Source organism: Ensifer aridi (assembly GCF_002078505.1).
GTDB lineage: Bacteria > Pseudomonadota > Alphaproteobacteria > Rhizobiales > Rhizobiaceae > Sinorhizobium > Sinorhizobium aridi.
Genome location: NZ_LUAV01000007.1, coordinates 133,115 through 147,866, shown reverse-complemented (window position 1 = coordinate 147,866; position 14,752 = coordinate 133,115). Strand labels below are relative to the sequence as shown.

The 14,752-nt window shown below is 61.4% G+C and carries 11 protein-coding genes; 2 read left to right on the top strand and 9 right to left on the bottom strand.

What is annotated here, in order from left to right:
* Positions 1-13 precede the first annotated feature (13 nt).
* From scpB to AYK65_RS07555, 6 genes are all read right to left on the bottom strand, one after another.
* Positions 14-751 carry an SMC-Scp complex subunit ScpB gene (gene scpB, locus AYK65_RS07580; protein WP_026614235.1) on the bottom strand — a complete coding sequence of 246 codons (738 nt, stop codon included), beginning with the start codon at positions 749-751 and terminating at the stop codon, positions 14-16.
* Entirely contained in the window at positions 744-1,610 is an 867-nt protein-coding gene (locus AYK65_RS07575) for a segregation and condensation protein A (RefSeq protein ID WP_026614236.1), read from the bottom strand. The genes scpB and AYK65_RS07575 overlap by 8 nt, the downstream gene beginning before the upstream one ends.
* Before the next feature lie 65 nt (positions 1,611-1,675).
* Positions 1,676-2,692 carry a beta-N-acetylhexosaminidase gene (nagZ, locus tag AYK65_RS07570; protein ID WP_081158119.1) on the bottom strand — a complete coding sequence of 339 codons (1,017 nt, stop codon included), beginning with the start codon at positions 2,690-2,692 and terminating at the stop codon, positions 1,676-1,678.
* 139 nt (positions 2,693-2,831) lie between these two features.
* On the bottom strand, positions 2,832-5,729 hold the full coding sequence (locus AYK65_RS07565) for an SPOR domain-containing protein (protein ID WP_081158118.1): 2,898 nt from the start codon (positions 5,727-5,729) through the stop codon (positions 2,832-2,834).
* A 63-nt stretch (positions 5,730-5,792) separates the two neighbouring features.
* On the bottom strand, positions 5,793-7,553 hold the full coding sequence (argS, locus tag AYK65_RS07560; RefSeq protein ID WP_046118225.1) for an arginine--tRNA ligase: 1,761 nt from the start codon (positions 7,551-7,553) through the stop codon (positions 5,793-5,795).
* 96 nt (positions 7,554-7,649) lie between these two features.
* Positions 7,650-8,867 (bottom strand): deoxyguanosinetriphosphate triphosphohydrolase, encoded by a 1,218-nt coding sequence (locus AYK65_RS07555; protein WP_026614240.1) that lies wholly within the window; start codon positions 8,865-8,867, stop codon positions 7,650-7,652.
* Between the two features lie 214 nt (positions 8,868-9,081).
* Here AYK65_RS07555 and erpA point away from each other — a divergent pair, with 214 nt between their 5' ends.
* On the top strand, positions 9,082-9,411 hold the full coding sequence (erpA, locus tag AYK65_RS07550; RefSeq protein ID WP_026614241.1) for an iron-sulfur cluster insertion protein ErpA: 330 nt from the start codon (positions 9,082-9,084) through the stop codon (positions 9,409-9,411).
* Between the two features lie 149 nt (positions 9,412-9,560).
* Here erpA and AYK65_RS07545 read toward each other — a convergent pair whose 3' ends face one another.
* Entirely contained in the window at positions 9,561-11,024 is a 1,464-nt protein-coding gene (locus AYK65_RS07545; RefSeq protein WP_046118226.1) for a phospholipase D-like domain-containing protein, read from the bottom strand.
* A gap of 207 nt (positions 11,025-11,231) precedes the next feature.
* Between AYK65_RS07545 and xth the strand changes: the two genes are divergently transcribed.
* The gene (xth, locus tag AYK65_RS07540; RefSeq protein ID WP_026614243.1) at positions 11,232-12,023 is read left to right on the top strand and encodes an exodeoxyribonuclease III; all 792 of its coding nucleotides are present in this window, start codon (positions 11,232-11,234) and stop codon (positions 12,021-12,023) included.
* Between the two features lie 43 nt (positions 12,024-12,066).
* Here the strand turns inward: xth and exoR are convergent, their stop codons facing one another.
* Together exoR and AYK65_RS07530 are read right to left on the bottom strand one after the other, a co-directional pair.
* Positions 12,067-12,873, bottom strand: coding sequence for a two-component system ChvIG regulator ExoR (exoR, locus tag AYK65_RS07535; RefSeq protein ID WP_046118227.1), 807 nt, complete (start codon positions 12,871-12,873; stop codon positions 12,067-12,069).
* 450 nt (positions 12,874-13,323) lie between these two features.
* A complete protein-coding gene (locus AYK65_RS07530; RefSeq protein ID WP_046118228.1) occupies positions 13,324-14,592 on the bottom strand; it encodes an OmpP1/FadL family transporter in 1,269 nt (422 codons plus the stop codon).
* Positions 14,593-14,752 lie beyond the last annotated feature (160 nt).

Below are 14,752 nucleotides of genomic sequence, written 5' to 3'. Positions count from 1 at the left end.
CCGATAACCCTACTCAGGATTTGTAATCGTCTTCTTCAGCCTTCGGTGTCAAGAGGCCCAGCTCCTCAAGGTCCATCTGGGTAATGGGGTCCTCGTTGTCGGAAAGCTCGTCCTCGCCGACGGGAACCGGGATATGCAGGCTCGAGGGTACACGACCGGACAGGAGGCCGGCACCCTTCAATTCCTCGATACCCGGAAGATCGCGGATTTCCTCGAGGCCGAAATGGTCGAGGAAGTCCCTGGTCGTTCCGAACGTCACTGGCCGCCCCGGCGTCCGCCTCCGCCCTCGGAATCGGACCCAGCCCGCCTCCATCAGCACGTCAAGGGTGCCTTTCGAGGTCTGCACGCCGCGTATGTCCTCGATCTCGGCGCGCGTCACCGGTTGATGATACGCGATGATCGCCAGCACTTCGAGCGCCGCGCGAGAGAGTTTCTTTACCTCCTGCTCGTCCGTCTGGACGACGAAGGAGAGATCGGCGGACGTCCGGAAGGCCCAGTGATCCGCGACCTGGACCAGGTTGACGCCGCGGCTCGCATAGAGACCCTTCAGCCGCGACATGATCCGTCCGACGTCGACACCGTGTGGGAGACGACTGGCGATATAGGCTTCGGAAACGGGTTGAGCCGACGCAAAGACGAGCGCTTCGGCGATCCGCTCCGCCTCCAGTTCGAGCCGGGGATCGAACGCGACGTCGTCGATCTCGTCTTCCTCTTCCGGCAACCCGGGCAAGTATCTCTGCGCTTCAGCCACGCGCTGCCTCCATCTCCGCCAGGGTTGCCGCATCGAACGGTCTTGGCCCACGCTTGAGGTAGATAGGCGCGAAGGCGCCCTCCTGACGGATTTCCAATCTTCCCTCTCGCACCATTTCGAGCGACGCGGCAAAGGAACTCGCAATCGCCGTCGCGCGCTCCTTCGGGCTCGTCATGTACCGGACCAGAAAATGGTCGAGTGCAGTCCAATCATCGAGGCTTCCGACCATCCTCGCCAGGATCAGCCGCGCGTCGGCGAGCGACCAGACGTGGCGCTTTTCGATCGTCACCTGCGTTATCGCCTGACGCTGCCTGAGCGTGGCATAGGCCGTCAGCAGGTCGTAAAGCGAGGCGTCATAACCGGATCTCTTCTCTGCGACGATGTGCTCGGGCGCTCCGCGCGCGAAGATGTCGCGGCCGAGGCGGTTCCTGTTGACCAACCTCGTCGCAGCATCGCGCATTGCCTCCAGCCGCTTCAATCGGAATGCGAGCGCTGAGGCCATCTCCTCGCCCGACGGCCCCTCATCCTTGGTCTGCTGCGGGATCAGCAGGCGTGATTTAAGGTAGGCGAGCCACGCCGCCATGACGAGGTAATCGGCGGCAAGCTCGATGCGAATGGACCGCGCCCGTTCGATGAAGGCGATATATTGCTCCGCAAGCGCCAGGACCGAGATGCGGGAAAGATCGACGCGCTGGCTGCGGGCGAGATGCAGAAGCAGATCGAGGGGTCCTTCAAAGCCTGCAATGTCAACGACGAGTTCTTCCTCGTGCAATCCACGATCGGCGGACTCGTCCTGCCACAAAGGCTCCAGCGGCGCCTTCGTCACAGCTTCTCCCTGCCTCTCGCCCGAACTCGTCACCACTATCCTTTCAGCGCGGCGCCGCCGCCTCAAACCCTGTCGGCTTATAGCGGCACGCGGCCGCTTTATGCCAGGGCGAACATCGCATTGAACTCCGTTCGCAATACGGCTTCGTTTGAACTATCGGGTTTCTGGAACGCGGCTTCGGCCGCCCTCGCCCGGCGCAGCCGCTCGCCGGAAAGCACCGGCACGACGTCGGCGACGGCCTTCATTTCCTGCATTATGCCGTGACAATGCAAGACGAGATCAAGGCCCGCAGCGATAATACCCTTCGCGCGTGTCGCCATGTCGCCGGCGAGAGCATTCATCGACACGTCATCGGACATCAAAAGGCCGTCGAAGCGGATATGACCGCGAATGATCTCGCGCACCACTTTGGCGGAGGTCGTCGCCGGATTGTCCGGGTCGATCGCGGTGAAAACCATGTGCGCCGACATGGCCATCACTTCATCCCTCATGGCAATAAAGGGCAGGAAGTCGCTGCTCTCCAACTCGTTCCGATCGGCGCTGACGACAGGCAGGCTGTGATGCGAGTCGACGAAGGTACGGCCGTGGCCGGGCATGTGCTTCATGACCGGCAGCATACCGCCTGCCTTCAATCCCTCGCTCATCGCGCGGCCGATGGCAGCGACCGCCGCCGGATCGTGGCCATAGGCCCGGTTGCCGATTACATCGTGACTTCCGGGCACGGGCACATCCAGAACCGGCAGACAATCGACGGTGATGCCGAAACGCATCAAGTCGAAGGCGTGAAGACGGCCCATCAGCCATGCGGCGCGCAGGCCCATTTCGCTGTCCCGCCGATAGATCTCGCCGATGGACGCGCCGCTCGGATATTGCTGCACGAGCGGCGGGCGGATGCGCTGGACGCGCCCGCCTTCCTGATCGATCAGCACCGGCGCCTTCGGGTTGCCGATGCTTTCCCGCAGGCTCTCGACCAGATCACGGATCTGCTCTTCCTCGCCGATGTTGCGTGCGAAGAGGATGAAGCCCCAGGGGCGCTCGCCGGCAAAGAAGCTGCGCTCCTCCGCCGTCAGCGTAAGCCCCTTGCAGCCTGAAATGAATGCTTTTGATTCGCTCATGCGAGAAGCATAGTGTCCACGGCCTGCGCCGCGAAGCCACAAAGCGCCGGTTTGCGGCTCATGCACAGGCAAGTATCTGCAATGAAAGAGGCGCGGCATCTCTGCCGCGCCCTGACCGTAGATCGAAACCTTTCGGAACCTACTTGGTTACGAGGCAGCTTCCGCCTGCGCTCTTGTACTTTGAGCAAAGCGCATTCGCCTCTTCACGCGAACCAGCCGGTATGCGAACCCGATAATAGGTGCCCTTACCGGCGATCTCCGCCTTGCGAATATCGACACCACGGCCGCCGATGACGCTCGCGAACTTCGCCGAGAGATTGTTATAGCTCTTCTGCGCTTCGGCCTCCGAGGGGAGCGACGCGATCTGGATTACATAGCTTCCGGCCGGAACCGAAGCCGTTGCCAGGGGGGCTACCTGCTCGGCGCTCGCTGTTTGCGTTGCAGGTTGGCTTTCCGCGGGACGCTGAACAGCGCCCGCTCCCGCCTCACCCGCCGGGCGCGTCTGCGGCCGTGGCGCCGCCTCGTTGCCGACAGCGGTCGTCTTGACGCTGCGAACGGGGGCAAGCTCGCCCACCGCGTCTTCCGTCGCGGAGAGAGCGACTTCGTTCGTGTCTGCGGCCGGCTGCCCGGCAGCGCGCAATTCGGCACTGGCGTCGGCAGCGGCTGCCTTGCCCTGCGAGCCGGATGCGACCGCTTCGCCGGAGGCACGTGCCGGGATCGGCTCCGCACTGGCGACGGCGACGCTTTCCGGCTGTGCTGCCGGCTCTTCGCGCTGGACCAGCGTGCCGTCCGGCTTCACGATCATAGTACGGACCTTGCGTGGCGTGACGGCAGGTCCCTTCGCCGCTTCGGCGTCTTCGCCATTGACGCCATCGCCGTCCGGCAGCAGCCGCGCGACTTCGTCCTCATCCGCGGCAGGTACGCCAGCCAAGCCGTCGGCTTCGTTGCTGCCTTCGAGCGGCAAGGTCTCCGGAGTCAACGTTCTCTGCACCACGTCCATCGGTTCCTCCGTCGAGGACACCAGGGCCTCCTGGGAGGGGGCAATGTTCTTATCGCCAGCAACGCGGTCGTAAACGGCCTTGTCCTGATTGGGCACGGTCTTGCCGCCCTTCTCCTCCGGCACGACCTTCACCGGGTCCTTGTCCGCAAGGATGATCTTCGGGCCGTCGCCGGAAAGCACTGCGTTGCTCCCGCCCATCCAGGCGTAAACGCCGGCTCCACCAAGAATGATGATGCCGGCAACGCTCGCGGCCAGGAGCATCGTGCGCTGAGAGCGGCGGCCATAGCCCTGCTCGGCATAGTCGTCGGCATCGGCCCGCGGCGCTGCCGCCATGCGTTCGACCTCCTGTACGGTGCCGCGGCGCTCCGCCATCGAGCGCTGGAAGTCCTCCTCCATTGCCTTCTCGAACTCGTCGAAATCATCGATCGAAGCGAGAGCGGGCGCGGCCTTGGCCGGTGAGGCCGGCGCTGCGGCCAGATCAGCATCGCCGGCGTGCGCGCCGCTCTTGGCGGCAGGCGCGGGCGTGGCGAACAGCTGCGCCATTTCAGCGTCGATATCGAGATCGTAATCGGCCGGGTAAGGAACAGATTTTTCTTCGGCTTCCAGGACCGGCAATTGCGGAACATCGAGATCGGCAATCGGCGCCACGCCGCTTTCCGTTTCGCCGATCATGGCCGGATCGAAAGGCAGCGGGCTTTCGGTCGGCTGCTCCTCGACGACCTCCGGGGCCGATGACCGGGGCTGATCGGCGCGTAATTCCGGCTCTTTCGGCACGCCCAACGCCTGCAGGAACGGCTGCGCGGGCGACTCAACAAGTGCAGGGTGCGATGCGATCGGCTGCTCGGCGACGCTCGGCGCCGCCTCCTCCGCATCCTCCTCCGCCAAATCAATGTCGAGCGCGATGTCAGCCAGTTCCAGTTCGAAGTTTTCTATATCGAAGCTCGGCTCGACCTCGGCTTCCGGCTCTCGCTTCGCTACGAATTGAGGGGCTGCGGGCACCACTTCGGGCACGTCCGGCAGAACGGCCGGGGCAGCAGCCGCCTTTGCGGCAGCCGGCTCCGTCATGGGGGAGGCAAAGGCTCGCTGCGGCGAAACCCCGGTTGGCGAAGCAACCGGCGTCGCGCGACTGAACATCGGCGTAAAGGGATAGTTATTCTTCTTCACGGCAGGCGCGGCCCGCTCCTGAACCACAGGTTCAGCCGCGGCGGTCATCATGCCGGTCGCCAAGGAAACGGGGAAGCGCTCGACATCAGCCAGGAGGCCGTCGTCTCCAACGGCAGCCGCAGCAGGCTGCGACGGCGCAGCGGACTCAGTGGCGGCAACGCCTTCCGACCGTTTCACGTCGACCGATGAGACATGATCCGCGGCCATGTCGAAGTAGACGGGCTCCGCCGCCTGTTCTCCAAGCTTACCGGCAGCCGCTAGCTTAGACGATAGCGGTTCCTGCCAGTCATAGAAAGCGGGAAGCTCGTCTACCTTAGGCTCAGGAGCTGGCTGCGCAACCTCGCCCTCGGCGGCATCGAGCGGCAAATTATAGCCAAGCGACAATTCGAGCTCGCGCTCCAGGTCGTCGGCCGCTTCGACCGCCTGCGACTCGTCGACGATGGTCTGTTCCTCGACGGCGAAAGGATCGGGAACCGACACAGGCGAAACCACCTCGACAGGCGCTTGCTCGATCGGGGCGGAACGATGTTCGGCTGAGGCAACGTCCTCGACAGCGGGAGCAGCTTCGACGGGCCGCTCGGAGGACGGCTCCTCGGCAATACCGGCAGACGGATGCTCGATGAGGCCGCTATCCGGCCGGACCGGCGCTGCGCGGGGAGAATCGTAGCTATCGAACGCGCGGAGCAGTTCCTCCTCGAGATCGAAGGCCGGCTCACGCCGCATGGTCTCCTGGTGGCGCTGCAGCTCCTGCAATTGCTGAACGGCTGGCCGAGCATCGTAACCGACAATGCGGGCAAGTTCGCTCAACGGATCATCATCGGCCAATGTATCGAATTCTGCCGGACCGCTTCGTGCGAATTGTTTGTCTGCCATACTCTCCACTCACAACTGCCTGCGTTGAATTGCCAGTGCATTGTGGGGAAATGGTGACACTACCTACCGCATCTCTTCCGGTGCCGAGGTGCCTGTTATCGACAGGCCTGACTTCAATACCGAGGCGACAGCATGCACCAGCCCGAGTCTGGCAATGCTTAATTCTCTGTTCTTATCGTTAACAAACCGTAATTCCGGATTTTCTTTACCTTTGTTCCAGAGTCCGTGGAAGACCGCTGCAAGATCATACAGGTAAAAAGCGATTCGATGAGGCTCCTGCGAGAGTGCTGCCGCCTCGACCACGCGCGGATATTCTGCCAGTTTGGCGACGAGCTGTATTTCCGCAGGGTCCACAATCGTACCCATCACTGCGCCGGCAAAATCGACCGAGGACAAATCAACATCGGGAAACGCCTCCGCCGCCTGGCGGAACACGGACCGGCAACGCGCATGGGCATATTGTACGTAGAAGACCGGATTATCCTTCGATTGCTCCGTCACCTTGGCAAAGTCGAAGTCCAGCGGCTCCGAGTTCTTGCGGTAAAGCATCATGAACCGCACGGGATCGCGACCGACTTCGTCGACCACATCGCGCAAGGTCACGAAATCACCCGAGCGCTTGGACATCTTCACGGGCTCGCCATTACGGTAGAGCTTCACAAGCTGGCAAAGCAAGGCAGTCAGCTTCGCTGTGCCGCCGGAGATCGCGCGTGCCAGCGCCTCCAGGCGCTTGACGTAACCGCCGTGGTCGGCGCCGAGGACATAGATCATTTCGTGGAAACCACGGTCGAACTTGTCCTTGAAGTAAGCAACGTCGGCAGCAAAGTAAGTATAGCTCCCATCGGACTTGATCAGCGGGCGATCGATGTCGTCGCCCACTTCGGTCGAGCGAAAGAGCGTCTGCTCGCGGTCTTCCCAATCCTCCGGCAGCTGCCCCTTCGGGGGCGGCAGCGTGCCCTTATAGACATGACCCTTGAAGGTCAGGTCGTTAATCGCGGTGCGGATTGGCGCCGCGCCGTTGTCGTGCAGCGTCCGCTCGGAAAAGAAGACATCATGGTTGACGTTGAGCGCCGCCAGATCTTCACGGATCATCGCCATCATCGCGTCGATCACACGCTCCTTGACGAGCGGCATCCACTTCTCGTCCGGCATGATCCTGAGGCTCGTGCCGAATTCGTCGGCGAGCGCCTCGCCGACAGGCACGAGATAGTCGCCGGGATAGAGCCCGGCCGGAATCTCACCGATCTCCTCGCCGAGCGCCTGGCGGTAGCGCAGGAACGCCGACCGGGCGAGCACGTCGATCTGCGAACCGGCATCATTGATGTAGTATTCCTTCGTCACGTCGTAGCCCGCAAAGGCCAGGAGGTTGGCGAGCGCGTCGCCGACGACTGCGCCGCGGCAATGGCCGACATGCATCGGCCCCGTCGGATTGGCCGAGACATATTCGACGTTCACTTTCCGCCCGGCGCCCACGGTGCTGCGGCCGAAATCGGTCCCTGCCCGCGCTATTGCCGACAGAAGCTTCTGCCAGTAGCCCACCGAGAGGCGGACATTGATGAACCCCGGCCCGGCGACGGAAACCTCAGCCACCTCAGGCTCCTGCCGCAGCTTCTCGACGATCAGGTCGGCAAACGCGCGCGGGTTCATGCCCAGCGGCTTCGCCAGAACCATTGCCGCGTTGGTCGCCACATCGCCGTGGCTCGCATCGCGGGGCGGCTCGACATTGATCCGCCCAAAATCGAGATCAGATCGCTTTTCACGAACGATATCAACCGATTCCAGAATGTTCTTAATTCTTGATTCGAAGTCTGTGAAAAGATTCATCTGATCCGTCCGCTTTCCCAGCCACACTGGAGAATGGCGCAAATTCAAAAGGAGGCCGGGTTCATCGTGAACCTCTAGCCTCCGCGCGGGGCGTCACTAGCGCAAATCAGGCGTATGGTCAAACAAGCGCCTGTGCACGCTTATCGCGAAAGTGTCCGTCATCCCGGCAAGATAATCTCCGACATGGCGTGCGCGGGCCGGCTCGGCCATGCCGGCGATCTGATCGATCCAGTAATGCTCTTTCATGAGCAACGGATCGGCCATGAAAGCCAGATAGAGATCCGTCACGATCGATGCCGCTGCCTGCCGCACGCGCATAACCTCCGGATGTCGATAGATACGCGTCATCAGCAGGTTCTTGATTTGCCGGTCCGTCTCGCTCATCGCCTCGGAGAAGGTTGCGATGATCTTGCCGGCGCCCCGAACGTCGCCAACGCTCCGAGGGCGGATTTCACGAAGACGCGCCTGCGCTACGCCGATCACGTCCTCGACCATCGCAGTGATCTGCCGCCGCATGATCTCATGCGTAAAGCGACTCCTTTCCAAGCCCGGATAGCGATCGCGGACCTCGCGCATCAGCCTGGCGAGAAACGGGACCTCTTCCAGCATATCGAAGGTGAGGTAGCCCGCCCGTAATCCGTCGTCGATATCATGGGTATTATAAGCGATATCGTCAGCTATTGCGGCAACCTGAGCCTCCAGACTGGCAAAACTTGCGAGCTCGAGGTCGTGGATAGCACAGTAGTCGAGGATCGGCTGCGGAACCGGACCGCGCGTGCCCTGCCCGTCCGCGGCCACCAGCGGGCCATTGTGTTTCACGAGGCCCTCGAGGCTTTCCCATGTCAGGTTCAGCCCGTCGAATTCAGCATAACGCCGCTCCAGCTTGGTGACGATCCTCAGCGACTGGGCATTGTGATCGAAGCCGCCATAGGGCTTCAGCACCTCGTGCAGCGCATCCTCGCCGGTGTGCCCGAAGGGCGTGTGGCCGAAATCGTGCACGAGCGCGACGCCCTCCGCAAGATCCTCGTCAAGCTTCAGCGCCCGCGCCAGAGCACGAGCAATCTGGGCAACCTCGATCGTATGCGTGAGCCGCGTCCGGTAGTGGTCTCCGTCGGCGGCGATGAACACCTGGGTCTTGTGCTTCAACCGGCGGAACGCGGTCGTGTGGACGATGCGGTCGCGGTCGCGCTGAAAATCGGATCGGGTCGGGCTCGATGCCTCGGGATAGAGCCTGCCGCGCGAAGCCCACGGGTCCGAAGCAAAAGCGGCATGTTCGCCGTAACCGAAGCCGAGGGCCTTTCTGTCGAATGTCATGTCACACCTGAAGGTCGCCCCATTGACGGGGCATTCAAGCCTTCATACCTATAGTATGCGCTACAGGAAAGCGGCGACGGCATGCCGCCTAGATCATTGCGAAAGAACAATGAATTGGCGGAAATACCGACGCTCGCCTCTCACTCCGTGCGATTGTAACGCCAAGACGAAAACGAATCTCTCCGGTTCTTGACCCCGGCAGGAGGCAAAGACGATGCAGGAAACAGTGACCCTCTCGGATGCGGCGGCCAAACGCATTGCCGCGATTCTCCAGGCGGAAAAAGACAAGAGCGCCATGCGCGTTTCCGTCGAGGGCGGCGGTTGCTCCGGCTTCTCCTATAAGTTCGATCTGGTTGACCAGGAAAACGAGGACGACCTCGTTCTGGAAAAGGGCAATGCCAAAGTCCTGATCGACAGTCTTTCGCTCGTCTACATGGGCGGCTCGGAAATCGACTTCGTGGACAACCTGCTCGGCCAGTCCTTTCAGATCAAGAATCCGAATGCGGTCGCAAGCTGTGGCTGCGGCACAAGTTTTTCGATCTGACGAGTATCGCCGCGCCGCCTACTGAATGTTTTCCTTAAATCGTAGCCGATATGAGGACAAAAACATGCAGCAATTCAAACTGCTGCAGCGTCCTTTGTGCGTCTGAAAAGACGCACGCCGCTGTAGTCCGCCGCGGCGTTATTCTTTTCCTAAAGATAAGGCGAACCAAGCCAGAGCAGGCGATTTGCCAGCCGGTTTGCGAGGGGTTCCGCTCGAAGGCCGGCGAGCGTCACCTCTTCGGCGGTTGCGCGAATGGCCCAGATTTTGTCGCTGATTGTGCGCGCGAATCCATTGTCGAGTATTTCGAGATCGAACTCGAAATTGAGGCGCAGAGAACGCGGATCGAGATTGGTCGAACCGACATAGGCCCAGCGATCATCGACAACCATCAGCTTCGAATGGTTGAAGGCGCCCTTTGCCCGCCAGACCCGGCAGTGGCCTTTCAGCACCTGATCGAACTGCGCTGTCATCGCGCGATCGACGAGCGTCAGGTTGTTGACGGCAGGGACGATGATATCCACCTCGACTCCCTTCCTCGCCGCCGTCACCAACGCGCTGACCAATTCCTTGTCGGGTAGGAAATAGGGCGACATCAGTCGGATATGCTTTCGCGCGACCGAGAAGGCCCCCATCAGCATCTTGTGGTTCGTCTCGTTGGTATTGTCGGGGCCCGACGGAACGGCGCGCATCAACACCGACGGCACCTCCGGCTTCTCCGGGAGGTCGGCGAGCCGCCAGGCGTCACCCGTCAGCACCTCATCGCTCGAAAACTGCCAGTCCTCCGCCGCGACCTGGAAGATGTCCGCGACGACAGGTCCGGTCACACGGAAATGGGTGTCAAAGGAAGCTGCAGTACCCGCGAGTTCGGCAGAAAAACCGGCCCGAATGTTCATCCCGCCGGCGAAGGCCACCGCACCATCGACCACCATGATCTTGCGGTGGGTCCTGAGATTGGCATAGGGCAATCTCAGGCCCATGATAATGTTGCCGTTGAAGACGGCAGTCGGCACCCCCCCTTCCTTCAGATAGCCGACAATGCTCGGTACCGAGTAGCGCGCCCCGACAGCGTCGATGAGAACGCGCACGCTGACGCCGCGTTTGACGGCGGCGATCAGCGCATCCGCAAATCGCAGGCCGATTGGATCACGGTCGAAGATATAGCTTTCGATAAGGATGCTGCGGCGCGCGGCGAAGATCTCGTCGAGCATCGCCGCGTAGACGTCGTCGCCGCCTTCGAGCATGACGATCTGATTTCCCGTCGACATCGTAAAGCGCGCAACCCGATCCCCGAGCATCTTCATCGCCGCGAATCGCTGTCCGAAACGGGCAATCACCTGGTCATGCGTGATATCGAAACGCCCGAACGGGTCGCGCTCGGTCGATCGCAGCAGCGAGCGCTGCAGGCCGATGGACGAGCGGCGCATCCGGTTGATGCCCGCTACCGCGTAGATGAGCGCGCCGATGACCGGCGAGAGGAGGACGACCCCGACCCAGCCGGCGGCCGCACGCACATCGTCTTTCGTCATCGCTGCATGGATGATTGCCGGAACGCCCAAGGCGAACGACAGCAGAGCCAGAAAATGCGGCCAGTAACTCTCGATGAACGCGATCATGCGCGGGACTATAGACGGACCGCGAGCGGAATCAATTCGGCTGCCGCGAAGTCCATCGGCCGCGGAAAAGTAGCGGAAAACGGGCCGGCAAGCCCACGGCATGGTCACCGCCGCGAGTGCCAGGTCGCGGATTTGTCAAAAGAATTTCTAGCCGCTAGAACGAACCGATTGCAGAGACTCAACCGTCATGAGAGGCAAGGCTGCCCAATGAAGATCGCCACCTGGAACATCAACGGCGTCAAGGCGCGGGTCGACAGTCTCGTCGCCTGGCTCAGGGAATCCAATCCGGATATCGCCTGTCTGCAGGAGATCAAGTCCGTCGATGAGGCGTTTCCGCGCTTCGAAATCGAGGCGCTTGGCTACCACGTGGAAACCCACGGTCAGAAAGGCTTCAACGGCGTCGCCCTGCTCTCCAAGATCAGGCCCGACGAGGTCAATCGCGGATTGCCGGGGGATGACTCCGACGAGCAGTCCCGCTTCATCGAAGGTGTGTTCTCCGTGAACGGGGGAGCGATCCGCGTCTGCTGTCTTTACCTGCCGAACGGCAACCCGGTGGCGACGGAGAAATACACCTACAAGCTTGGCTGGATGCAGCGCCTCACTGCTTTTGCCGAACAAAGGCTGCTGCTCGAGGAGCCGCTCATCCTGGCCGGCGACTACAACGTCATTCCGGAAGCGCACGACTGCTGGGACGTCAAAGTCTGGCAGAATGATGCGCTATTCCTGCCCGAAACGCGCGCCGCCTTCCGGCGCCTGCGCAACCTCGGCTTCACGGATGCCGTTCGCGCCGCCTCGGACGAGGTACCGCTCTATTCGTTTTGGGACTATCAGGCTGGCTGCTGGCAGAAGAATTTCGGGATCCGCATCGACCACCTGATGCTGTCGCCGGAGGCCGCCGATAAGCTCGTCTCGATCGCGATCGAGAAACACGTCCGGTCCTGGGAGAAGCCCTCCGACCACGTGCCGGTAACGGCCGCATTCAAGTTCGAGCCGGCATAGGCAGAGAACGGCACGAGCCTACCGGATCGGCGGGCCGGGCGGATCAATCATCGTCTGCCTGAAGATGCATGTTTTGCGACATCGCAATCGCGACCCGGCGGTCGTCTTCGGTGGCGAGCGAGAAGGCCTGCTCCTGCATTGCTTGCAGCCAAGGCCTGTCCTTTGGCGAACACTGGTCGAGCGCTGCCGTCATGTAAGCCAGGCCGCGAACAGTCTGCCCCTCCTGAAAGAGGACGTTACCGAAGACGCCCATGGCGCCCGCGTGACCGTTCTTGCGTGCGCGGTTCAGCCATTTCTTGGCCTGCTGGACATTAACGGCGCCGCCTTCGCCGGAAAGCAGCATACGCGCGAGTTGGAATTGTGCCTCCGCGACGCCGAACGTCGACGCCGCCTGGAAATACAATTGCCGCGCCTGCGGCAGATTCACCTGCACGGGACTGTCGGGAATGCCGCGCCGATAATAGCCCGCAAGCGAGATGAGCGCGTTGACGAAATATCCCGTGTCTTCCGAACCCGGCTCGACACCCTGTTGAGCAATTTCGCTATAGATCTTGAAGGCTTCGAGGTCGTTCTCCGCGACGCCATCGCCATAGGCGTACATGTTGGCCAGCGCCCAGCGGGAGCCTGTATGCCCCTTTTCGGCGGCATAGCGGTACGCCTCGACCGCCTCATCCTTCCTGCCGTTCTTGTACGCGGAAAAGCCGAACTTGAAGAGGGCGAAGGGCCCGGACTCTTTGGTGACGCCAGCCCCTGGATCGAAGGCTCGAGCCGGCCCGGCAGCGGTTGCGCCCACGGCTAGCGACATACCCAGAACCGCAACTCTCAGCGACTTGAACTCACCCGCGCGCATAATAATCAGTTTCTTTCGTCCCGGCCGGCCATGCCGGATCCAACATCGCTGCAAACATCAACCCGTGCGGTACGCGGCGTCCCGCGGAACGACGCCGGCCGTTCATCCCCGCCGCGAATGTCTCGCGGCGCGCGGGTCAGCTTTCGCGCGACCGGCTCGCCCCGGCTGCGCGCGCTCTGCCAATTGCTTAGGGATGTCATGACGGCACACAAACTCGCTTCACCTCAAACGCGGGCACGGAACTCGACGACATTTTGTCGCTATAATCGCTGCTCTCATTTTGTGGCGGGAAATGGACATAATCGAACCCGCCCGGATACTAGCAAACCATAGCAAGAAATGTGTTGCTGAATCGTCACATTCACAACCGCTTATAAACGCAGCCGCCTGACCTCGACCGCAAAAGAAAGGCCCGGCAAAGACCGGGCCTTGAGCAGTCGATTGCGCTGATCAGAATCTGACTTTTAGCGATGTCGAGATCGCCCCGACGAAGTCATTGTCGAAGTCGTAGGAAACGTCACCGCCAATCACTTGACCATTGAAATTGACCGGTCCCGAACTGCCGCTCGTCATGATGCCGGTGCTGCCAGCGAGGCGAATTTCGACGTTCTGCGTCGGCGTGTAGGAAACGCCGGTGCCAAGCAGCCACGTGTCCGTTTGTGTTCCGTATCCGTGACTCGTGCCTCGGTCCCAGGTAAGGCTGACCGCGCCGCTCCACTGTTCGTTGAACTTGTGGCCTACACCGCCGGTAATTGTCCAGCCGTCGCGATAAAGGAGATCGAGCGTTGTGCAGGGCTGCGCAAGAGTTCCGCCGCCGGCGGGGCAAAATTCCAGCACCTGAAGCTGGCTCCAGTCCGTCCATTTAACCGAACCGAAAGCCAGCCAACCCGGGGCGATCCCCGACTGAAACTTCAACTCGAGTGAGTCGGGCATGGATGCGAAGCCGGACACGCCATAAAAGTTGACGGGTGCAGGACCACGGACATTTCTAATATCAATGGTGCCGGCGAGATTATCGAGATCCACGGCACTGTTGTACACGAGGCTCGCCCGCATTGCGTATTCCGGGATTTCGTAAGCGACGCCCGCTCTCCAGCCCCACCCATCGCCTTCCAGATCGAGCCGGCCGACACCAGACAAAGGAATCCCAGTGCCTGTGAAGTCCTGCACGAGCCGCTCCTTGAAGCCGCCTACTTCCTGATAGAAAGCGCCGCCGATGATGCGAGCAAAACCGGGCCCCATCTGCCATTTGTAGGAGCAGGTTGCGGCGTAGTTGTCGCTCTCGACCTTCGTTTCGATGTTGTTATTGGCACCCGCCCAGTTCTGGCCGGGATTGGTGTGGGCACCCCAAGGCTGCGAGTAGTCCGCCATACAGTCAACACTGTCACCCAAAGCAGCCTTCACGCCAACGCGGGGTGCCCAATAACCCTCTGTGTCATCGACACGATCTGGACGACCGGTCAAGTCGCCGCCACCGGGGCCGAAAGCAGGAGACCCCACAGGTGCCAAGGCCGTGGTGGGATCCGTGTCCCGAACATTCTTCAGCTCACGCTGCGGATTGACGTAGGTCGCCGTCGCCTCGGCCGCATAGTCTGACGGATCGAATAGAAGATCGATATTATAGCCGCTGCGCTCAAGTCCTCCCGCTTGCGCAGCCGACGCCACGAGCATTCCGGCAACCGCAACCAGAACGCCCTTTTTCAGTCCACCATGAGCCATTAAGCTCCTCCCCTGCATTTCAGGATGCGACGATTCCACCCCGTGTCGCGCTTGAGGTAAGTATCCTCACGATTGCGTGAAATGGCAAACGGCCAGACGGAGGCCTAACTGGACGAAAGCGGTCACCAAATTTACGTAAGAAATCCAAGATATAGCCACA

Excerpts from the sequence above, each read along its gene's own strand:
- nagZ (WP_081158119.1), bottom strand. The coding sequence starts at position 2,692 with ATGAGCGAATCAAAAGCATTCATTTCAGGCTGCAAGGGGCTTACGCTG.
- AYK65_RS07565 (WP_081158118.1), bottom strand. The coding sequence starts at position 5,729 with ATGGCAGACAAACAATTCGCACGAAGCGGTCCGGCAGAATTCGATACA.
- argS (WP_046118225.1), bottom strand. The coding sequence starts at position 7,553 with ATGAATCTTTTCACAGACTTCGAATCAAGAATTAAGAACATTCTGGAA.
- AYK65_RS07555 (WP_026614240.1), bottom strand. The coding sequence starts at position 8,867 with ATGACATTCGACAGAAAGGCCCTCGGCTTCGGTTACGGCGAACATGCC.
- erpA (WP_026614241.1), top strand. The coding sequence starts at position 9,082 with ATGCAGGAAACAGTGACCCTCTCGGATGCGGCGGCCAAACGCATTGCC.
- AYK65_RS07545 (WP_046118226.1), bottom strand. The coding sequence starts at position 11,024 with ATGATCGCGTTCATCGAGAGTTACTGGCCGCATTTTCTGGCTCTGCTG.
- xth (WP_026614243.1), top strand. The coding sequence starts at position 11,232 with ATGAAGATCGCCACCTGGAACATCAACGGCGTCAAGGCGCGGGTCGAC.
- exoR (WP_046118227.1), bottom strand. The coding sequence starts at position 12,873 with ATGCGCGCGGGTGAGTTCAAGTCGCTGAGAGTTGCGGTTCTGGGTATG.
- AYK65_RS07530 (WP_046118228.1), bottom strand. The coding sequence starts at position 14,592 with ATGGCTCATGGTGGACTGAAAAAGGGCGTTCTGGTTGCGGTTGCCGGA.